Annotated in this window: 17 protein-coding genes; 13 read left to right on the top strand and 4 right to left on the bottom strand. The window is 44.3% G+C overall.

Annotation, left to right across the window (positions count from 1 at the left end; all coding sequences use genetic code 11):
- Positions 1-265 precede the first annotated feature (265 nt).
- The 8 genes from nrdA to yfaE all read left to right on the top strand — a co-directional run bounded on the left by nrdA (position 266) and on the right by yfaE (position 7,231).
- The gene (gene nrdA, locus CUR83_RS05990; protein ID WP_284719290.1) at positions 266-2,542 is read left to right on the top strand and encodes a class 1a ribonucleoside-diphosphate reductase subunit alpha; all 2,277 of its coding nucleotides are present in this window, start codon (positions 266-268) and stop codon (positions 2,540-2,542) included.
- Between the two features lie 837 nt (positions 2,543-3,379).
- Positions 3,380-4,267, top strand: a complete 888-nt coding sequence (locus CUR83_RS05985; RefSeq protein WP_093070956.1) for a hypothetical protein — start codon at positions 3,380-3,382, stop codon at positions 4,265-4,267.
- 191 nt (positions 4,268-4,458) lie between these two features.
- Positions 4,459-4,584: a hypothetical protein gene (locus CUR83_RS05980; RefSeq protein ID WP_265088263.1), complete on the top strand. Its 126-nt coding sequence runs from the start codon at positions 4,459-4,461 to the stop codon at positions 4,582-4,584.
- 84 nt (positions 4,585-4,668) lie between these two features.
- Positions 4,669-4,920 (top strand): type II toxin-antitoxin system Phd/YefM family antitoxin, encoded by a 252-nt coding sequence (locus CUR83_RS05975; protein ID WP_223332932.1) that lies wholly within the window; start codon positions 4,669-4,671, stop codon positions 4,918-4,920.
- Entirely contained in the window at positions 4,910-5,197 is a 288-nt protein-coding gene (locus CUR83_RS05970) for a type II toxin-antitoxin system RelE family toxin (protein ID WP_071001399.1), read from the top strand. Before CUR83_RS05975 ends, CUR83_RS05970 begins: the two co-directional genes overlap by 11 nt.
- 39 nt (positions 5,198-5,236) lie before the next feature.
- A complete protein-coding gene (locus CUR83_RS05965) occupies positions 5,237-5,605 on the top strand; it encodes a hypothetical protein (protein ID WP_284719289.1) in 369 nt (122 codons plus the stop codon).
- An 86-nt stretch (positions 5,606-5,691) separates the two neighbouring features.
- Entirely contained in the window at positions 5,692-6,825 is a 1,134-nt protein-coding gene (nrdB, locus tag CUR83_RS05960; RefSeq protein ID WP_071001397.1) for a class Ia ribonucleoside-diphosphate reductase subunit beta, read from the top strand.
- Positions 6,826-6,961: 136 nt separating this feature from the next.
- On the top strand, positions 6,962-7,231 hold the full coding sequence (gene yfaE, locus CUR83_RS05955) for a class I ribonucleotide reductase maintenance protein YfaE (RefSeq protein ID WP_212563634.1): 270 nt from the start codon (positions 6,962-6,964) through the stop codon (positions 7,229-7,231).
- Between the two features lie 126 nt (positions 7,232-7,357).
- On the opposite strand, the gene CUR83_RS05950 is transcribed toward yfaE, so the two are convergent.
- Positions 7,358-8,689 carry a S1C family serine protease gene (locus CUR83_RS05950; RefSeq protein ID WP_284719288.1) on the bottom strand — a complete coding sequence of 444 codons (1,332 nt, stop codon included), beginning with the start codon at positions 8,687-8,689 and terminating at the stop codon, positions 7,358-7,360.
- A 391-nt stretch (positions 8,690-9,080) separates the two neighbouring features.
- On the opposite strand from CUR83_RS05950, the gene CUR83_RS05945 reads away from it, so the two are divergent.
- On the top strand, positions 9,081-9,917 hold the full coding sequence (locus tag CUR83_RS05945; protein WP_284719287.1) for a Nif3-like dinuclear metal center hexameric protein: 837 nt from the start codon (positions 9,081-9,083) through the stop codon (positions 9,915-9,917).
- A gap of 1,022 nt (positions 9,918-10,939) precedes the next feature.
- Entirely contained in the window at positions 10,940-12,145 is a 1,206-nt protein-coding gene (locus CUR83_RS05940) for an MltF family protein (RefSeq protein ID WP_284719286.1), read from the top strand.
- 152 nt (positions 12,146-12,297) lie between these two features.
- On the opposite strand, the gene CUR83_RS05935 is transcribed toward CUR83_RS05940, so the two are convergent.
- The 3 genes from CUR83_RS05935 to CUR83_RS05925 form a co-directional block, all read right to left on the bottom strand.
- On the bottom strand, positions 12,298-15,285 hold the full coding sequence (locus tag CUR83_RS05935; protein WP_284719285.1) for a LysM peptidoglycan-binding domain-containing protein: 2,988 nt from the start codon (positions 15,283-15,285) through the stop codon (positions 12,298-12,300).
- Between the two features lie 145 nt (positions 15,286-15,430).
- A complete protein-coding gene (locus tag CUR83_RS05930; protein WP_071001391.1) occupies positions 15,431-15,925 on the bottom strand; it encodes a nuclear transport factor 2 family protein in 495 nt (164 codons plus the stop codon).
- Positions 15,926-16,191: 266 nt separating this feature from the next.
- A complete protein-coding gene (locus tag CUR83_RS05925; RefSeq protein WP_083328794.1) occupies positions 16,192-17,487 on the bottom strand; it encodes a CNNM domain-containing protein in 1,296 nt (431 codons plus the stop codon).
- Between the two features lie 499 nt (positions 17,488-17,986).
- Here CUR83_RS05925 and yajC point away from each other — a divergent pair, with 499 nt between their 5' ends.
- The 3 genes from yajC to secF all read left to right on the top strand — a co-directional run bounded on the left by yajC (position 17,987) and on the right by secF (position 21,873).
- Complete coding sequence (yajC, locus tag CUR83_RS05920) at positions 17,987-18,316, top strand: preprotein translocase subunit YajC (protein WP_071001390.1); 330 nt, start codon at positions 17,987-17,989, stop codon at positions 18,314-18,316.
- Positions 18,317-18,723: 407 nt separating this feature from the next.
- Positions 18,724-20,601 carry a protein translocase subunit SecD gene (gene secD, locus CUR83_RS05915; RefSeq protein ID WP_093070946.1) on the top strand — a complete coding sequence of 626 codons (1,878 nt, stop codon included), beginning with the start codon at positions 18,724-18,726 and terminating at the stop codon, positions 20,599-20,601.
- 9 nt (positions 20,602-20,610) lie between these two features.
- Complete coding sequence (secF, locus tag CUR83_RS05910) at positions 20,611-21,873, top strand: protein translocase subunit SecF (protein ID WP_071001388.1); 1,263 nt, start codon at positions 20,611-20,613, stop codon at positions 21,871-21,873.
- Positions 21,874-21,995: the final 122 nt, after the last annotated feature.

Below are 21,995 nucleotides of genomic sequence, written 5' to 3'. Positions count from 1 at the left end.
CAAAATTTGGACTGCCTACAACCTTGTAGCAACATAGTTTTATCCTAAAATCAATATAGTATTTTCAAAATTTTCCCGCTATATTGTGCCTACCGATTAACAAACACGCTATATGTAGTACTCAGTGATTTTTGCTATCACTATGGGTAGTGGCTGCTTGTTGCCAAAAAACTACTGCTACCATCGACTACAATCGCGTCATAAAGAATGTCTGCCGCTCCTTTGGCGCGCAGCATCACTATAAGCAATCAAAATAGAGGCCAACATGACACATATTGATAAAATCCAAGTAACCAAGCGTGATGGACGTTTAGAGCCTATTAATTTAGACAAAATTCATAAGGTAATAGCGTGGGCGGCGGATGGATTGGACAACGTCTCTGTGTCGCAAGTTGAGCTAAAGTCGCACATCCAGTTTTATGAAGGTATCAAGACTCGTGATATTCACGAAACCATCATCAAATCTGCTGCCGACCTTATCTCTGAGACCACGCCTGATTATCAGTATCTCGCTGCGCGCTTGGCGATCTTCCATCTACGTAAGATTGCTTATAACCAGTTTGAGCCGCCGCACCTGTATGACCATGTCAAAACGCTCACCGACGCGGGCAAATATGATAAGCATATCCTAGCGGACTATAGCCGTGCTGAATTTGACGAGTTAGAAGAATATCTGGATCATTGGCGTGATATGAACCTTGCCTATGCTGCTGTCGAGCAAATGGCAGGGAAATACCTAGTACAAGACCGTGTCACGAAGACCGTGTACGAAAGCCCGCAGTTCTTATATATGCTCGTGGGCATGTGTCTATTTGCCAATTACGACAAAGCTGAGCGCTTAAGCTACGTCAAACGCTTTTATGATGCGACCTCAGAATTCAAAATCTCACTACCGACACCGATCATGTCAGGTGTACGTACGCCATCGCGTCAGTTTAGCTCGTGCGTACTTATCGAATGCGGTGACAGCCTAGACTCAATCAACGCGACCACCAGCGCCATCGTACGCTACGTGTCACAGCGTGCTGGTATCGGCATCAACGCTGGCCGTATCCGTGCCCTTGGTAGCCCGATCCGTGGCGGTGAAGCGCAGCACACTGGTTGTATCCCATTCTACAAACTGTTCCAAACAGCGGTGAAATGCTGCTCACAAGGTGGCGTCCGTGGTGGTGCAGCGACCCTATTTTACCCATTATGGCATTTGGAAGTTGAGTCATTACTGGTACTCAAAAACAACCGCGGCGTCGAAGACAACCGTGTCCGTCATATGGACTACGGCGTACAATTAAACAAAACGATGTACACGCGCCTCATCAAAGGTCAAGACATCTCGCTATTTTCACCAAGTGACACGCCAGGCCTATATGATGCGTTCTTTGAAGACCAAGACAAATTCGAAGCGCTATACACCAAATACGAAAATGATCCTAACATCCGTAGCCGTCAAATCCCAGCTGCTGATTTGTTCAGCCTAATGATGCAAGAGCGCGCCAGTACGGGTCGTATCTATATCCAAAACGTCGATCATTGCAACATCCATAGCCCATTTGATGCGGCCATTGCCCCGATTCGCCAGTCAAACCTATGTATGGAAATCGCGCTACCGACCAAACCACTGGATAACATCAATGACGAAGAAGGCGAAATCGCCCTTTGTACGCTATCAGCGGTCAACTTGGGTAAAGTCGAGAGCGTCAGCGACATCGAAGAGCCAGCCGAGCTAATCGTCCGTGCGCTTGATGCCCTGCTCGACTATCAGGACTATCCAGTTAAGGCGGCTGAAAACGGCAGTATGCGCCGCCGTACGCTTGGTGTGGGCGTGATTAACTATGCTTACTACTTGGCTAAGAATGGCGTACGCTACTCTGACGACAGCGCGCTTGGTCTGACCCATCAGACGTTTGAAGCATTGCAGTATTATCTCTTGAAAGCGTCAAACAAGTTGGCAAAAGAGCAAGGCGCGTGCCCTGCCTTCAATGAGACCACGTACTCACAAGGTATATTGCCGATTGATACGTACAAAGCCGACTTGGATAACATCTGCCAAGAGCCGCTACATCTCGATTGGGAAACGCTACGTAGGGATATCACTGAGCACGGTCTACGCAACTCTACCCTAACCGCCTTGATGCCGTCTGAGACCTCAAGCCAGATCGCCAACGCGACCAACGGTATCGAGCCACCACGTGGTCTGGTCTCTATCAAAGCGTCAAAAGATGGCATCCTAAAGCAAGTCGTGCCTGAGATTGCTACCCTAAAAGATCAGTACGAGCTACTATGGCAAATGCCAAACAATGACGGTTACCTAAAGCTGGTCGCTATCATGCAAAAATTCGTCGATCAAAGTATCTCTGCCAACACCAACTATGACCCCGTTCGTTATGCTGGTGGCCGTGTACCGATGAAGATATTGCTAAAAGACTTGCTAAACGCTTATAAAATGGGTGTGAAGACGTTGTACTACCATAACACTCGTGATGGTGCGAACGATGCCCAAGCGGATATGGAAGATGATTGTGCTGGCGGTGCTTGTAAGATTTAAAAATTTGGCCATTAGGCTCTCTGATCTAATTTAGAGAGCCTAATAGATAATTTGGTCTAGTAAAAGGAGGTGCAACTAAAATATAGATAGCATAAAACCACTAAAGCTAATTAATAGAGAGGTAATTTAATTATGGCTAAGAACACAGGCCGTAGTACTCGCAGAGGTTCGGTAAAAGCTCGAACTCAAATGAAGCATCCTAGTAACCCTAAGCATTCGCTTAAGAGAGACGCTGCTACAGGTCGATTTATGAGTGGTATGAAAGGTAGTTATAAAGGGGTAGCACAGGAGGTAGATAGTAGAAGATAAAAATGGCATAGAAGAGTAATCAACTATGCCATTGGAGATGCTAAATACGTCAATATTTAGTATCAGGAAGTTGAGACTACCGACGTCCACAAGTGATAGGCCAATAGAATGAATTTCCTTTTTCAGAGCAGACATTCTAATTTAAAACTTACCACTTGTCCAAAAAAACCGTGAAAAGGTAGTCACAAATATTTCTACTCAGGAGTAATGAGTATGGAAGTTTATCGTGATATACATGGCGACTCTGGCGTAAGCGCATTCGAGGTCGGTGATGACTCTATAATTGTGCGTTTTACGAAAGGTGGTATGTATCTATATAACTATTCCAAAACTGGCACTTATCATGTCAACAATATGATAAGACTAGCTAGAACAGGAAATGGTCTTAACGGATACATAAACTTAAACGCTAAACATACTTATGCTAGAAAAATAGCATAGGTGTTTGGTCTGACCTTCATGGTTTAGTGTTAGGGTGCTTCGACACCTTAGCACTATTAAGTATGAGTTGCTAAGAGGGATAAGAATTTGAATATTTCAGTGGGCAAAAAGCATTTTTTGAGAATTAATACTTGGGATGATATTTATAAAATGAGTGGATATACTGACTCATTAGATCCTAAGAAGGAAAAATTAAAGCAAGTTATTAATAAGTATGAACTTCCAAACAAGGGTAGATGCGGTTTATCAAATTGTCGCACACCTCATAATATTGGATGTATTGTTGAAACTGAATCTGGTAGGTTGACTAATTTAGGAAACGACTGTGGCAAGAAGTATTTTGGAGAAAACTTTACGTCTTTGAGCAATAAACTTAGCAAAGAGATTGATTACGCAAACAAAATCGAGAATATAAAGTTAGCTAAATTGAATATTGCTGAAAATTATAGAAAGTTAAATGAAATAGAAGCTGATTGGAAGAAGATTGAGAGAGTTTATAGAGCTATAAAGTCCGAAGGTCTTGATGGGCTATACGACAAGCTAGAACAAATGAAATATAGTAAGAGCTCCATTATTGCAATACAGCGTAGAGCTACAGAATCGGAGATTGAGCTTGAAGAGGTTAGAACAGGAAAAGACGTTCAAAATCCTTTCTATATGTCTGACAACTTAGGTGATTTAAAAGGTCTAAACTATCTTACTGATAGAATCAAAATTAAAGCCATCATTCTAAACAATAAAATAACTCTTAATCGTTTGAATGATTTTGATGAGGACAAGACAACTCTCAAAGAACTTAGCAAAATGATCAAAGAGAATGAAAAATTAAACGATAGTGTTCGTGAAGCACATAGTATTATTGCGGATGGCTTTAAGTTATTTAGTGCAGATAATATGAGACAATTTACGCCTTTGATAAGTAGTAAAAGGCATAGAAAGTTAAAAAGATTTTTAAATTGTTGTTTTGAAAGCTAATAAGCCTAGGTCAAGCGAATCTTTCTTAGTTGTAGGGTGCGCCCAGCGCACCGATGATATAAAAATTGTGTTTAAAGGTGAGCGAGGCGCACCCTACAAAATATACTCAAATAGCAAGGTCGCTAAGAAAAAAGAAAGACGCCCTAACAAGGTCGTTTAGCCCCGACTATAGCGATATCCTGCTGACGACGATGGCGTTGCAGTCTCTGACTGGACGTAGTATCGAGGCAACAGGAATGCGGTCAGACACGATAGACTGCACGCCAGCGGCTAAGCAGATACAAGCGGTAGGCGGGATTGGCTACCTTAATATTTAAATTTAACACAGTAACAAGTAAGACCTAATTTTCGTGCTAAAATTAGCCCTATATTTAGAGCATAATTTTAATGGAGAATGGGGCATGCAACCAATATTTGCGACACAGACAGCCAGTATCTCAGAGCTTAAGACCAATCCTTCAGCACTCATTAAACAGTCGGATGGTGAATCTGTGGCTATTTTAAACCACAATAAACCCGTGGCTTACTTAGTTTCCACAGACATGTACGAGCGCATGATGGAAGCGATGGACGATATGGCACTCAGCCAAACCGTAAACGCACGGATGAATGATGGGCAAACACCGATAAAGGTCACGTTAGATGACTTATAGTCTTGAGTTTCACCCATTAGCGTTAAAAGAATGGAAAAAGATAGCGCCAAGCATCCAACAGCAATTTAAGAAAAAGCTGCAGCAGCGACTATCCAACCCTCATGTGCCTGCGTCAAAACTCTCTGGACATACAGACACTTATAAAATCAAATTACGCACCATAGGGTATCGTTTGGTATATACCGTCAAAGATGACGTGGTGGTGGTTTATGTATTGGCAGTCGGTAAAAGAGAAAATAACAAGGTCTATGACAGTCTGGCGACGCGTCAACCCTAACGAAAACACGTAAGCAGCAATAAAAATAACGGAGGTCATGTGCAATATACCGCAATCATCAAAGACGGTGGTTTGTTTATCCCAAACGTATTTTCAGACCTAAACGATGGTGGCTCGCATATCGTACAAGTCGAGGTTGATATTGCAGCGGTGCGTCAGCAGTTAGATATGGATGAAGCACCAAAGGCAGCCGTCGCCAAAAAAAGCGTGGCAAAAGCAGCCAAAAAACCAGCATCGCGCGCGGCTAAAAAAGACTTAAAAACAGCAGAAGCGTCTGATGTGAGTACCCTACGCAAAAGCGCACTGGATGAATTAGAAGCACTCGATGATAGTGAGCTGAGCGAGATATTCAAAGCCTATATGAACGATGGCAAAGAGCCTTCACAGATATCGCTAGAGAACCTTTAACCCAAAAAGCCATTGACCAAAATTTATAATATAATCATATCCAATTTATATAATTTCATAACCGTATCAATGATAAAGGCAGTCCCATGACTTACTCGATTTTTTCGCAAACGCCAAACAATGCGCTAACAGAGCCGATGTTCTTTGGTCAGCCCGTCAACGTGGCGCGCTATGACCAACAAAAGCACCCAATCTTTGAGCAATTGATTGAAAAGCAGCTATCGTTCTTTTGGCGTCCAGAAGAAGTCGATGTATCACGCGATCGTATCGACTTTAGCAATCTGTCCTCGCATGAGCAGCATATATTTTTGAGCAACCTCAAGTATCAGACCCTACTCGACTCTATCCAAGGTCGTAGTCCAAACGTGGTGCTCCTGCCGCTAGTGTCTATCCCTGAGCTTGAGACGTGGATTGAGACATGGTCGTTTAGCGAGACCATTCACTCGCGCAGCTATACCCATATCATTCGTAATATCGTCAATGATCCAAATATTATCTTTGATGACATTATGCAAAACGAGCACATCTTAGGCCGCGCCTCTGATATCGCCCAGTACTATGACGAGCTGTATCGCAACTCGCAGTTATATAGCTTATACGGTCCAGGTACGCACAACATCAATGGCGAGGAAGTGACCGTTGATTTGCGATCGCTGAAAAAGCAAATGTATCTATGTATCATGGCGGTCAACGTCCTAGAGGCCATTCGTTTTTATGTGTCATTTGCCTGCTCGTTTGCCTTTGCTGAGCGCAAATTGATGGAAGGCAATGCCAAAATCATCAAGCTCATCGCGCGTGACGAAGCGTTGCATTTGACCGGTACGCAGCACATGCTAAATCTCATGCGTAATGGTCGTGACGATCCTGAGATGGTCGAGATTGCCGCAGAATGTTTTGATGAAAGTATTGAGATCTTCCGCAAGGCTGCCGAGCAAGAAAAAGAATGGGCAGGCTATCTGTTCAAAGACGGCTCGATGATCGGTCTCAACGAAGATATTCTGTGCCAATATATCGAATACATCACCAACTTGCGTATGGAAACGGTCGGCTTGCCAGCGGCGTTCCCGAACTCAAAATCAAACCCAATCCCGTGGATCAACACGTGGTTGTCGTCTGATAATGTGCAGGTCGCACCGCAAGAGACCGAGATTAGCTCGTACTTGGTCGGTCAGATTGACTCTGATTTATCAGACAGTGATTTTGACGACTTTGAACTATAAAGGCTCCGAATTATAAGAGCTGAGTTGTAAGAGCTTTGAGCTATAAAGGTTTTAAATTATAAAGGCTTGATCTGTAATCATTTTATCGGTTAATAGTAGGGATAGTAATAGCACAGATATCCCAATAGGATGAGCGATGACTTGGGTAATGACCAGTAAAAAGCAGTTCTATCTACATGATGACGAAAGTCTACTAGATGGATTGCTACGCACCGGACACGATGTCAACTATCAATGCCGCGAGGGCTACTGTGGTAGCTGCCGAGTCAAGCGTATTGCTAGCTCGCATACGGTCGATTATCCATTTAACCCGCTTGCGATGATTGAGGACGATGAAATCCTACCCTGCTGTTGCCGCGTACGGGGTGTCATCTATATCAACCATGAGCTGATTGAAAAGCCTTAGCAGTATAGTGAGGACTAAAGACTGGCCTGAACATTAGCTTTTATGCTTTGATAAAATTTAACTCAATAAAAAAGCGCGCTCCTTTAGATAAGGAGCGCGCTTTTTTGTGTAATTTAGCAATACACTTTATTGTGTTAAAGAGTCTTGCTCAAACAGTTTCATTAGCTCTTCGCGCATGCGATCACGCTCTGCCTCTGACATCATCGGTGCTTGCTCATCACCTTGGATACTGCCACCCATCCCATCCATACTCTCACCCTGTAGTACGACAGGACGCTCGATGGGCTCTTGTACTGGACGCTCTTCTAGCATTATTTTTACTTGAGCGTTTTTGCCTTGGCGCAATATTTGTGCATTCAGCTCTGTCGTTGGTGGCTTACGAGCGACATATTGGATCAAGGTATTGGCATCGGTCATCTCGACACCATCGATGGTTAGGATGATATCGCCAACGCGCAAACCACTCTTGGCAGCAGGACTGCCTTCGATGACGTTTAGCACTTCCACGCCAGTTGACGTCTCTAGCTGCGTTGGGTCACGTAGCTGTGACTGAATTTCGATACCGAGCCAACCACGACTGACGCGACCATCTTTGATCAGCGCATTCATCACTTGCTCGACCAATGATGTAGGAATCGCAAAGCCAATACCCATCGAGCCACCAGAGCGCGAGAAGATCACCGTATTGATACCGACTAGCTCACCACGAGCATCAACCAGAGCACCACCTGAGTTACCTGGATTGATCGCCGCATCCGTCTGGATAAAGTCTTCAAACTTATTGACGCCCAGTCCAGTACGTCCAGTCGCTGAGATAATCCCTTGGGTTACCGTCTGACCAACCCCAAATGGATTACCAATTGCCAATGCCAAATCGCCTACACGTATCGGATCTTCGCGAAAACCAAGCGGTGTCAATCCTGTCATATCGACCTTAATCACGGCTAGATCACTATCAGGGTCTGTACCGATGATTTTGGCGCGGCTCTTACGACCATCATTGAACGCAACCGTGATCTCATCCGCTTTTTCGATGACATGCGCATTGGTCACGATATAACCGTCTTCTGATACGATCACACCAGAGCCTAAGTTGGTACTGCCCTGCTCTTGTGATGGGCCACCATGATATTCAAAAAACCGGCGCAGTACAGGATCATCCATATAAGGATGCTCGGTCATCGTTTGTGTGGTGTAGATATTGACAACCGACTGTGACGCACGCGCAACTGCATTATGATAAGAAGAGATGGGCGCTGGTGTGTCTGCTACTGGCTCTGACGCTTGCTGCTCGGCTGGCGGGGTTCTCGGCGGCTCCCACGTGGCCTCCGATGATGACTTCATACTCGTGAACAACCAGATAAACGCTACTAACACTAGCAGCAATAAGACCCAAGGCAACCATTTTAATAAAGAAACCTTGTTACGGGTGTTATTGGTGTTCTGGGATGACGACATATAGAACCTCTATAAATGTAATGCAGACGGGCAGTGGGAAATAAGGTGAGAAGACTGCGATTATTCAACCATCATGGCTTGGATTATTCAACCATCATGGCTTGACTAGGTAATTGCTTGATTAGGCAATTAATAGCCAGAGCTAGGCAGACTCACATGTATAAATTATAACCGCAATGCCGTGAAATAGTAACGTATCGTGTACCATTTCAGTTATCCATCTTGTCTACTCTTTTACAGTGCCATGTTAAAATCATCGCTATCAGATATTTGCGATAGATAATGATCAATCATTTATCTTTTATGAGTCTTTGGCTTCAAACAACTTTTTTGAAGCACTATATTTGAATAATACTGCGTTACTGCAAGGCAATAACAATAAGGAAACCTAATGAGCCAAAACATGACTACTGAACCTTCGACCAACAGCATCAGCGCAGAATCATTGACGCAATTTTGTGACGAGTATCTATCTGCCAGTGCCTTCAAAGACTACGCGCCAAATGGCCTACAAGTAGATGGCGGTCGTCCAATACAACGTATCGTCACAGGGGTGACGGCGTGCGAGGCGCTCATTGATGCGGCTATCGCTGACAATGCCGATGCGATTATGGTGCATCATGGCTACTTTTGGAAAGGCGAGCCTGCGCCTATCACAGGTCTGAAAGGTCGACGTATCCGCAAATTGATGCAACATGGTATCTCTATGATTGGCTATCATTTACCGCTTGATGCGCACCCCGTGATTGGTAACAATGCCAAACTGGCGGACGTACTAGATATGACCATTACTGGCGCACTCTACCCCAACGAATCACACCCTGTTGGTAATATCGCCACTTGTACACCGCAGAGTGCTGATAGCCTGATCGCAAAGATTACCCAAGCGCTCGGTCGTACCCCACTACATATTTCGTCTAATTATGAACATCACTCTGATAATAATGCGAAAACGACTGCCAATAGTGAGAGAGTGATCAAACGTGTCGGCATCTGTACAGGCGGCGCCCAAGATATGATCGAACAGGCTGCCATAATGGGCTGTGACGCCTATATCTCTGGTGAAATCTCTGAGCGTACCACGCATATCGCTCGTGAGCTGGGTATCGATTACTTTGCTTGTGGTCATCACGCAACAGAGCGCGGTGGTATTCAAGCGTTAGGAGAGATAGTCGCCCAAGAATATGGACTGCCAGTCACCTTTATTGATATTGAAAATCCAGCTTAGTATTGCCAATGTATCACCAATAACATAGCAATGATTAGGACAAAAGTAATGGGCTGAATAAGTAGCAGTTATAGGCGCAATTTTGGCAGTTATCGAAAGAGTCATTGATAAGTTTGTGACCAGCACGCGTATAACATGGCTAAATTTAACCGTTTATATCGCAATTGTTAAGTTTTATCGCTTTTTTCTTAACTCTACTTGAATAATGCAAGTGATATCCGCATATTACTACCTGTAAGAAAGAACGTTTTGTCATGAAACTTCCCATTATTACAGCTTCCGGTTATGGCGCTAAAATAATGCTGGCGGTTATCTGAAACTTTATTATGCTCTATGAGCAATGAAATTTTTGAACGTCGCCAGTTAAAACACGATGTATACACTCGATATTTGATTTATATCGTGTTTTTATTTTTAGTGTCGCGATGACAGTTGTGCACCACCTTTTTGATAGCATATTTTATAAGCTATCAAATATGGTTGAGCTGCTTACCCTCATTGCTGGACAATTAACTTTAGCAGCTAGCCACCTTACTACTAACCGCTCAAGGTGTCGTTAGTTATTAAAGTTAGCATTACCAAAGCAGATGAATATATTGGTATCAATGGTCAATCATTACCTTACCGCTTTGCTTGATGTCGTTGTCTCAATAACTTACTCATGACCTTACCTATGTTTGATATATAGTTGTTTGGCCATTAGCCATATTGCGTTATCGATGAAGGAATCATCTGATTTACATCCTTCGCGTAGTCGTGCGTCCAGATTTTGAAACGACTGTTTTATGCTTTTACTTTAAGCATATGAGTAACACCTCGATAGCGGGCTGACCCACAAATCCACATCGCTAACTCTTAGAGAGAGCATGCTAGTGGCGCTATAATCAAGCAGGATGACTGATACTTATTTTATTCAAAAGTATGATGTCGTCTGAAATGCTGTATTGATACATGCCAAATGATGTGCATGTATTTTTACGCGTTTTTGCGGTAAGAAGGATGGCTAAAATCAGGAGACATCCATGCAACGTATTACTTATCGTGTCAAAGGATCTGCGCAAGGTGCCAAACGTCGTATTTCTCATTTACTACGTCCATCTAAACGCCTACTTAACACCAGAAGTAACATCGTTTCATCTACCCCTACTGCGTCGGGTCGTTTTGCCAGAACCAAGAAGCTGGCACAAGTATCCAGTATCGCTCTGCTCTCTTTGCCTGCACAGAGCCTAACGACAATGAATACAAAGGTATCAGCCTATGCCAATGTCATGCTGCAAAACACTTTGACCATTGCCGCTGTCCCAGGTGATAGTACTTATTTTGCCACTGATGGCTTCCAACATGGCTTTGGTTTTGATCTCGTGCGCACCTATGCAGACGAGCTCGGTGTGGATATCAATCTAAAAGCCTATGCCAATGAAGAGGCTGCACTCAAAGCCTTGAGATCAGGTGACGCTGATATGGCGTTGACCACGGCTAGTACCAAACTAAAAAGCCAGCTCAATCTATCATCTATTAATGTTAGCTGTGGCTACGACTCAAGCTTGACTAAAAACGGTCTGCATCCAAAAGTCAGTTGGACGTTCAGCTCACCTAATGATCCACTGTCCAAAAAAGCCAGTTACTTCTTGTGCGATAGCATCAAGCTAAAAAACACACAGAAACTAGCGGCGTTCTACAATCAGAATTTGCTAAAAGACGCTTATAGTCAGGATCATTTCCAAAAAACACTGACAGAAAAACTGCCTGATTATCAGTCTTCGTTTGAAGAGCAAGCGCGCAATTACAATCATGATTGGGAATTGTTGGTTGCTATGGGTTATCAAGAGTCACATCTTGATGCCAATGCGGTATCTCCGACTGGCGTACGCGGCCTTATGATGCTGACCAATAACACTGCGAAGGCTATGGGCGTGTCAGATCGCGTTGATCCTTATCAAAGTATCGGCGGCGGTGCTCGTTATCTAGAGCAAATGAAAGATGAGTTCGCGGATGTACCCAAGACTGATCGCGTCTGGTTTGCCCTTGCTGCTTACAACATGGGTCCAAATGCGGTGAAAAGCATTCAGCGTAAACTGCGCGCCCAAGGCATTGACGACAAGAGCTGGGCGAACGTTTATGCGTACTTGGCGGACAATAAAGCATCAAACAGCCGTTATGGCCAAGCAATGCACTATGTCAGCAACATCAGAAGTTATCTTGAGTCTATCAAAACTCAAACTGTCTAGTTAATAGACTCCATTAGATATCGGATATCGGATATCTTAAGATACCTAATTTTTACGTAAAAAAAGCTGCTCTTATATAGAGCAGCTTTTTTATGCGTTACCATTTAAGTGGGCGATATTTATATATACATCATTCGATAATACGTTATTGCTTAACGATTGGGTACCGTCAGACGCTGACCACGTTGCAACATAGTATCAGCAGCGATATTATTCATCTCAGCCAATTCTTGGGTTGATACACCATATTTACGAGCTAAACCAATCAAGCTATCGCCTGAGCCAACCGTGTAGCTCACCGTCGCTTTTGGCACTTTTAGGGTCTGTCCACGCTGTAGCTGGGCATTTGTTGCCAAGTCATTGGTCGCTGCCAAATCCTCTACAGAGATACCAAACTGGCGAGCTAAGGCAATCAAGCCATCGCCAGATTTGACTTTGTAATTTTCAGTATTTCCTAGCTTTTTACCGCTGCTACTACTCTGACTGCTACTGCTTTGATTACTGTTGCTTTGACTACTATTAGAAGCCGAAGAGCTTGCCACGCTACCACCCGCAGGAATAGTAATAGTACGACCTAATATCAAGTTAGACGTCGTGCTCAGGTTATTCGCTGAAGCTAAATCGCTCAAGCCGATATTATAGCGTTTGGCGACACCGGTTAGCGTATCACCAGATTTTACTTTATAGCTGACGGCTTTATCATTTAGTTGGCGATCAACTAACTCTTTTGAAACCGGTACTTTAATCGTTTGCCCACGTTGCAGGCGCGCTCTTGCATCAAAGTTACTGTTTACAGCAGCGATCTCTGCTGCACTAACACCCAAGCTATTTGCAATACCGATCAAGGTATCACCTGATTTTACTTTATAGCTGGTAGTCGCTACTGATCTTGTATTACTAGCACTACTAGAGCTTGTGGTGCTTGCTGCATCGAAATTAACACTAGCAGGTACTTTTAGTGTTTGACCCACATACAGTGAGCTTGTGCTATTGATACCGTTCAGGCTAGCTAACGTGTCTGTCGATATGTTAAATTGACGCGCTAATGCAATCAGACCGTCACCCGGTTTTACTTTATAGTTCTTAGTCGCAGTGCTTGATTTACTTGGTCTGGTAGATGGTGCCGCAGGTGTTGTGGCGGGCGCTTTTACCTTACCAGGTACTAGCCAGAGCTTTTGTCCTCTGAGCAGATCAGCACGGCTACTGAGATTATTGTAGCTGGCAAGCTGTGTGACCGATAAACCAAAACGGTTGGCCGTACCAATAAGCGTGTCGCCACCTTGTACAACATAGCTCTCAGGCTGATTGGCGGCTGGGTTACTGGCAGCGCTTAGCGGTTCGATAGTTTTGGCATTGTATAGATACAACGTGCTGCCAGATAGTAAGTTGGCACTAGCATCTATTTGGTTCCACTCTGCGATATCACGCCAATTTACCCCTGCACGGGTTGCGATATTCGATAGCGTATCGCCACGTTTGACCGTATAAGTGGTACGCGTGCCTTGTGGTTTTGGTTTACTAACTGACGTTTTAGCAAAGCTCAGCTTTTTCTCTTCACCGCTTGCTTCTAAGATAGACTGCTGCGTCTGTACGGCTGATAGGTTGATATTACCATCCGCGTTAATAACGTTGGTCTCAGAGGTATTGCTACGGATTTGGTGGGCAATGAAGTCGCGCTCTTCTTTGCTAAGCGGTGGCTCTTGGACAATCGTATTATTCTGAGTAATCTGAGCTGAGGTAGTCGGTAGACTGTTGCTGCTCTTGAGCTCAGCATTGATCTTTTTGGTTTCTGCATTGGTTATTGGCGGCTCAGTACGTACTGAGGCATTACCACTATAGACAGAGCTGCTAGTCGTTTGAGCGGACGGTGAGATATAGCTCGTTGTTTGCTGAGGTACGCTTGCGCTGGCAGCATAATCAGCCAATGCGCTACTGCTGGAGGGCAATGACGATGAAGTATATGGCTTGCTATTGTAGCTTGGTGTCGTTGTAGTTGGGGTGCTTGTATTGCTAAAAGCCAATACATTGCTTGTGCCATTACCACGCAATAGACTCAGTTTGGCATCAGCGTTCAAGCTAACATCGTTAGGAATGATAACGCGCTGTGGACCAGAGGAATCCACACGACCTGAAGTCAATGCCGTGTTGAGTCGCTCTAACTCATCATAACTCACGCCTGTAAGCTGTGATACTTCAGATAAGCTCACACCATAGTTGACTGGCACACTACGGAAATGCTGACGGTTAGCGATAGCTGGTAGATATACGCCATACTGTTCAGGCTTGGCCACGATTTCGGCTACTGCCAAAAAGCGCGGCACATAATTCATGGTTTCAGTTGGTAGTTGTAGTGACCAGTAGTCTGTTGGTAGTCCACGTGCGGCATTGGCATCAATCGCTTTTTGGATACGACCAGGTCCTGCGTTGTAGGCGGCTAGCGCCAGCTCCCAGCTACCAAACTGATTGTGTAGCGCGGTCAAAAAGTCGTAAGCGGCGCGCGTTGATTCGATAACGTCACGGCGACCATCATAGGTGCTGCTCTGATTCAGACCATAGATACGACCTGTACTTGGGATAAACTGCCATAGGCCTGCCGCTGCTGCACTACTGGTACCACTCGGATCATACGAGCTTTCGATAACTGGTAACAACGCCAGCTCTGTTGGAATGTTGCGGCGCTCAGCCTCTCGTACCGTATGGTAAATGTAGCGACTGGCACGCGCCGTCAAACGGTTTAGATAGTCTTGTCTGCTGGTAAACCAACTCTTTTGCCCTTCGATACGCTGATTATAAATCGGCTTACCACCGTTCATACGGTAGCCGGCACGCAAACGATTCCATAGATCACCATACTGCTGAATAGCAAGCTGGTTGCCCTCTACCATCGTCATGTCAGTGGCTTCTAATAGATCTGCCAATTCATCCAAGCTCTCTGCATCCAAAAACGCAGTTGAGTAATCTGCACTGCTCGTAGTCGCCCCTTGATTAGCAGGACGCTTGGTAATGATAGCTGAGCTGTTGGTTGCACCTTTATTTTTTACTGTTGAGGTGTTGCTACACGCACTGATGAGTAAAGTTGATACCGCAAGCGTCAATGGTAACGCAACAAACGAGCGAGATTTTGATAGCACAGTAGACATGATATTGGAAGTTTCCTAACGACAGAAAGTGATAAGACAAAGTTGAGAGATAGTATAGTATGCAACGTAAAGTAAAGACCAGCCTAATATAAAAGACACTAATAATCATTTTTATTAGTATCTAATAGATTGTATTGACCAGTATCTAGTTAATAGCTACTTGTGATACTGCACGTAATAATACAGCGTTACCAGTAGATACCGTCAGCGTTACACGAGATGTCGTAACAAATGATGTTTGCTGACCGTCTTTCGTCCAGCTCTCATTTGTCGTTACATTGGCTTTTGCCTGATCTCCTGTAATAACAATGTTATCTACAGAGATATCGTAGCGATAATTGGACGTATCATTCCAGCTGTTTTGCAGTAGCTTTAGATACGCATCTTTGTCTAGGCTAGTCGATTTTCCCTTTCTAGATAAAGAGATCAATGCATCATCCGATACCAGACGAGCGACCTGATTAATGCTCTTGCTATTTGCGGATGACTTCATCGCTGCTGCGTAGTTTTGCACTAACGCTTCGGTCATCGTAGCGGCTTGCGCATTGATACTAATGGTGCTGGCGACTGCTAATATCGCAGTGACGCTGGCGCCCTTTACCAATAAAGCCAAAAGCCTACTTCCCAATAATTTTTTCATGATAATCCTTAGCGATATTTTTTCGTTTGCGCCGTAGTGACGATCAACGCTCTTTTATCATTTGTGTTGTTGATGTACTTATATAGTAAGTATACTCATATCATATGCCGAGCCTATCATTGAATTCTCACAGGCATGTGACACCCTGTGTAATTATTGCGAATATAAAAGCACAGGATGCTCACAAAAGCCGTTCTTTGAAACGAAGGTTATTATATCCTCTGATTTCAACAACTTTGAATGGCAATAGCACTCAATCGATAACGCTAAAATTTGTTTTCGCTATTGCTATCTTCATACTGCTCATCATCACTGAGTTTCATACCCAAACGCTCTACGCGTCTGTCCATCATTTGTCGAGCCAATGCCTGCATATCTTCCACGCGATCTATTTCATCGACAATCTCAAGACCTAACAATGTCTCAAAGACATCTTCTAATGTGACCAACCCTTTGACTTCACCATATTCGCCAACGGTAATTGCGATATGAATACGATTTTTTAGCATAAGCTCCAACAGATCAAACAGTTTCATTTTAGAGAATACAAACGTGATGTCTCTTTTGAACTGCGTCAAAGGCTTGTGCGTGGCATGGTTGACTTTTGCCAATAGCATGTCAGTTTTTAAAACAAAACCAGTAATGTTATCTAGATCACCATCATAAATGGGCAATCGAGAAAACGTGAGCTTTGGACGATCAACCAATAACTCAGCCACTGTTTTGTTTTCTTCAAATGCGAGCATCACTGAGCGCGGCGTCATGATGTCTTCAACTTTGATCGCGCCGAATGCTAGTAGATTGCGAATGATGCGCGACTCTAGTGGATCGATTTGACCCGATTCTTCACCGATGCTAGCAAGGGCTGCAAACTCACGACGGCTGAACGTTTGCGGTTCTTTACCGCGTACTAATAACTTCGTCAAACGCTCTGATACCCAAATAAGTGGGTATAAAATCATAATGATACCGCGGACAAAGTACGCCACCATACCACTTAGCTGACGCCAATAGACAGTGCCTAGTGTTTTTGGAATAATCTCAGACAGGAACAAAATAGCCAGTGTCATAATGGCTGAGAACAATCCAAACCATGCGCTACCAAATACAATGGTGGCTTGGGCACCCGCTCCGATAGAACCCAACGTGTGAGCAACGGTATTCAAGGTCAAGATAGCTGCCAGTGATTGATCGATATTGTCGACCTTTAGGCTCTTTAGCATATCCGCTTTTTTGGGATTGGTTTCTTGTACATCTGCAATAAACGATGGCGTCATGCTCAGCAAAACAGACTCAGCCAACGAGCAGGCAAAAGAGACACCAATAGCGAGGACAACAAAAAATATCAATAGTCCCACGTTTAGGGCAGTTGGTGCGGCTGCCACGGCGGTTGGCGATGCAGCGCCCGCCGCCCACACAGAATGCGGCAACATCAGCGCCAACGCACAAAGCACGGCAAAGAAGGTATAACCAAATCGAGAACTAGTCGTCATTCTCGGGGGAGGCTCTGCAGATGCGTCTTCACGATGAGCACGCGGACGACATAAACGAGGTACAAACATAAAAGTGGTGAACAAGTTGGGTAACCTAAAAAGAGAAAAAGGAAGATGATATAACGAGCCAATCATATACATTATCGAGGTGATATCAGATATCTACTGATCAATAGTCATAACGGCTCAATGCTGATTTAGACACCGTCTCAAAGCTAAAATAGTGCTTCGATAAATAGCATACTAAATGCATGCAGTCATTGCCATTTGATAGTAGCATTGATGATATCTTTTCACAATAAGTCACTATTTTTAAGTTTTTATTTTTTGGTGACTTTTATTGTTTGGTATTGCCTCAATATTATTTGGCTCAATGGCATATGATATTGATCATTTTGGCATCATATATTTGATATAGCAAAAATATTATCCTGCTATCCGGCGGCTTATTCTCTGCCATTACATCAACAAAAACACGCTCAGCCTATGATTAACAGTTACCAAGTCTGGGATTTTTTGTTACTATGCGTCTAATTTTATTATTATCTATGAACCACTGAGAGACATTATGAGCTTATTTATTCAAGCTGCCCATGCTGCACCAGAAGCCGCTGGTGCTGGATCGCTATTCGGTCAGATTTTACTTCCTGTTGCTTTTTTTGCCATTTTTTACTTTTTGGTCATTCGCCCGCAGTCTAAGCGTACCAAAGAGCACCGTGCCATGGTGAATGCATTGACGGTTGGCAACGAAATCATCTTTGCTGGTGGTTTGATGGGTCGTATCAAAGCGATAGAAGGCGATTATGCAGTTGTGAGCTTAAATAACAACACGGATGTCAAAGTGCAACGTGCTTCTGTTATTTCAGTATTGCCTGCTGGCACAATCGAAAGCGTTTAATCGAAAACGTTTAATTATTACTGAGCTTTATCGGTAGTAATTTAATGGTCGTATCACCACTGGGTGCAATGACCAAATAATGACCGTATATCATTTACGGTCATTTTTCGCTATTAAGGTAGTCGCTATTAAGGTAGTAAGGTACGGCTGTTATATAAGCTAGCCTAGCCTGTAGATATATTGACTTTGCCTGTTTCACCAATGATATTCTTGGTGACTCGATAAAGATACGTCTGTATTATTTGCTTTACTGTTTTATGTTTTACTATCACCGCGGATGATCGCAATGGAGCCTGATGAATAATGGAGCCTGCTAAATATAGCAGTCAGCCATTGCTGTCGCTAACTTCCCATCTGCTAACTTGTGGCTCACGTCGCCAGTCGTTTATCAACTTAAAGAAGTGATTATGCAATATCCCGCTTGGAAATACTTACTTATTGCCGTCGTGCTCATCATTGCCGGTCTATATGCTGCTCCTAACTTATACCCTGACGAACCTGCCGTGCAGATTACGAGCGCAGCAGCAGGGACTCAACTGTCTGAAGGTATCTTGACCCAGTCTCAAAGCTTACTCGAAGAGGCAGGTCTAGAGAATCATAATGGTACGTTTGAGGGCAACAGTGCACTGGTACGTCTCAACAACCCAGTCGATCAGCTAAAAGCGCAAGAAGTACTACGTCAAAACTTGGGTGAGGACTATGTGGTCGCTCTCAACTTAGCACAAACGACCCCGCAGTGGCTGCGTGATATCGGTGCCAGACCGATGAAACTTGGCCTTGATTTACGCGGTGGTGTACGTTTTGTACTAGAAGTCGATATGGACAAGGCGCTTGAACAGCGCTTGAACAGCGCCAGTCGTGATATGCGACGCGAGTTACGTGCTGAGCGAGTGGCGATTAAAGGTATAAAAACCGAAGACCGCGGCGTTGTACTACATTTTGCTGATACAGATACCCGTAATCGTGCGCAAAACATTTTGCAAGGCTCGATGAGCAATACCTTCAACTTGCAATCTTCAATTGATAACCAAGGTCCTGCATTGGTATTGTCATACAACGATGCCACGCTTGACGAAATCAATAGTTACGCGGTCAATCAAAACTTAACAACGCTACGTAACCGTATTGCCGAGCTGGGTGTGACTGAAGCATTGGTACAATCTCAAGGCTCTAGCCGTATCGTGGTCGAGCTGCCAGGCGTACAAGACACTGCTGAAGCAAAACGTGTCCTTGGACGTACTGCCAACCTTGAGTTCCGTATGGTGGCAGAAGACGCTGATACCTACACAGGCGGTATTCCTCCAGCAGGTACTGAAGCATTCCCATTTGAGACACTCGATGGTCCACCAGTGTTGCTAGATCGCCAAGCGATCGTCACGGGCGATAAAGTGACCAATGCACAGACAGGCGTCGACGAAAACGGCTCGCCAGAAGTGAGCATCACGCTAGACAGTGCTGGTGGTAAGCTCATGCAAAACGCCACTCGCACCGCTGTCGGCAAGCAGATGGCTGTATTGTTCATTGAAAACAAGCAAAGAATCACTTACGAAGAAGATCCAGCGACTGGTGAGACAACTGAAGTACGTACGCCTTATGCTGAAACCAAGGTCATTAACCGTGCCAATATTCAAGCAGTACTGGGTTCATCATTCCGTATTACTGGTCTTGATAGCACAGCTGAGGCCGCTGAGCTTGCGCTACTACTGCGCTCAGGTGCACTTGCCGCACCAATGTACTTTGTAGAAGAACGCACCATTGGCCCATCGCTGGGTCAAGAGAACATTGATAAAGGCTTATTCTCTACGCAGGTCGGCTATTTATTAGTCTTCGTATTTATGATTATCTTCTATCGCCTATTTGGTGTGATTGCCAACGTGGCATTGGCGGTGAACGTTATTATTATTATTGCGATTATGTCAATTTTGGGTTCGTCACTGACGCTACCTGGTATTGCTGGTATCGTCTTGACCATTGGTATGGCGGTTGATGCCAACGTACTGATCTTTGAGCGGATACGAGAAGAGATTGCCAATGGGGTACGGCCAAAATCTGCCATCGTGGCAGGTTTTGATCGGGCATTTAGTAGTATTTTTGATGCCAACATCACAACCTTATTGGTCGCGTTTATCCTATTTGCGATTGGTACGGGTCCGATTAAAGGCTTTGCGGTTACGCTAGCTATTGGTATTGTCAGCTCACTGTTTACCGCTATTTTGGTGACGCGTGCACTGGTACAAATTGCTTATGGTAAGCGTAAATCCATCAAAAGTCTGAGCATCGGTTAGGAGAACATTATGGCGATCGAAAATAATAACCCTTTAGAACAGCAGAATAATCCTGATCGAAATGGCTCGAACGGTGATGCGACTACTGCAAGTACCCGCCGCCGCAAAAAACCACGCCGTGATGGCAAAGGTAGCAATACCAAAACCAATAACCCAACTACCACCAAATCTGGCAAAAGTAGTGGCCGCCGTGGTGGTAAAGGCCAAGCTGGTACAGACAATCAAGCCCTCTCTACTGCTGTTGATCCTAACCTAGCAGCAAGTGACGCGGCTGATGATGCCGCAGCCATGGCTGAGGGCGGTATCAAAGCCGTTGGTAATCAGCGCATCATTCCCTTTATGAAGATAGAAAAGCCAATGGCGCTGCTATCTTTATTTATGGTGATCGGTAGTATCATTGCTATTGCCGTCAACGGTCTGAACTTGGGTCTTGATTTTACGGGCGGTGTCTCAGCAGACGTGCGTTATGAGCAGCCTGTTGAGCAAGTTGCTGTTGTACAAGCACTGGCAGACAATGGTTTTGATGATGCTGTCGTTCAATATCTCGGTACACGTGAAGAGCTACTGGTACGACTACCGCCCCAGTCTGATAATGTGGATGGGCTGAATACTGACCTAACTCAAGCATTAGCATTGCCTAACAATACCGCTACTATCAGTAACGTCAATATCATTGGTAGCCAAGTGGGTAATGAGGTTTATCTAAACTCCGTTATGGCATTGGTGTTGGCATTGGTTTGTATGCTGGGCTATGTAGCGCTACGATTCCAGTTCAAATTGTCGCTTGGTGCTGTGCTGTCACTATTTCATGATGCAGTGGTGACCATTGGTGTATTTGCGCTATTTGGCTTCCCTTTTGACTTAACGGTATTAGCTGCTGTATTAGCGTTGATTGGTTATTCATTGAACGATACGATTGTGGTTTATGACCGTATCCGCGAAAACTTCCGCCGTGTCCGTGGTATTACCCCAGAGCAGACGATTGACTTGTCTTTGACCGAAACCCTACGCCGTACCATCATGACCATCTCAACAGTCCTATTGGTCGTATTGGCCATGTTGTTCCTAGGCGGTGAAGGGCTATACTGGTTCTCAGTCGCGCTATTTATTGGTCTACTTGCAGGTACTTACTCATCGACCTATATTGCAAGCTCGATTCCATTACGCATGGGTCTATCACGCGATGATTTTATCGTAAAAGTGAAGCCAGAGTTTGAAGAAGAGATTGTCACCTTCAATGATCCAAAAATGTTTGAGCAAGACAACGTCTAGTAAGGTATATTAGAGGACATAGTACACTTATGTAGCGTACGGTTAGCCTTTGTATTATCGCTGATGAAATAGTAATAATGTTTCGACAAGAGCACCTGACTTATGAATAATGAGTCTAGGTG

It is taken from the genome of Psychrobacter pocilloporae (genome assembly GCF_029872915.1).
Lineage (GTDB): Bacteria > Pseudomonadota > Gammaproteobacteria > Pseudomonadales > Moraxellaceae > Psychrobacter > Psychrobacter pacificensis.
This window is presented reverse-complemented; position numbering and strand designations above follow the sequence as displayed.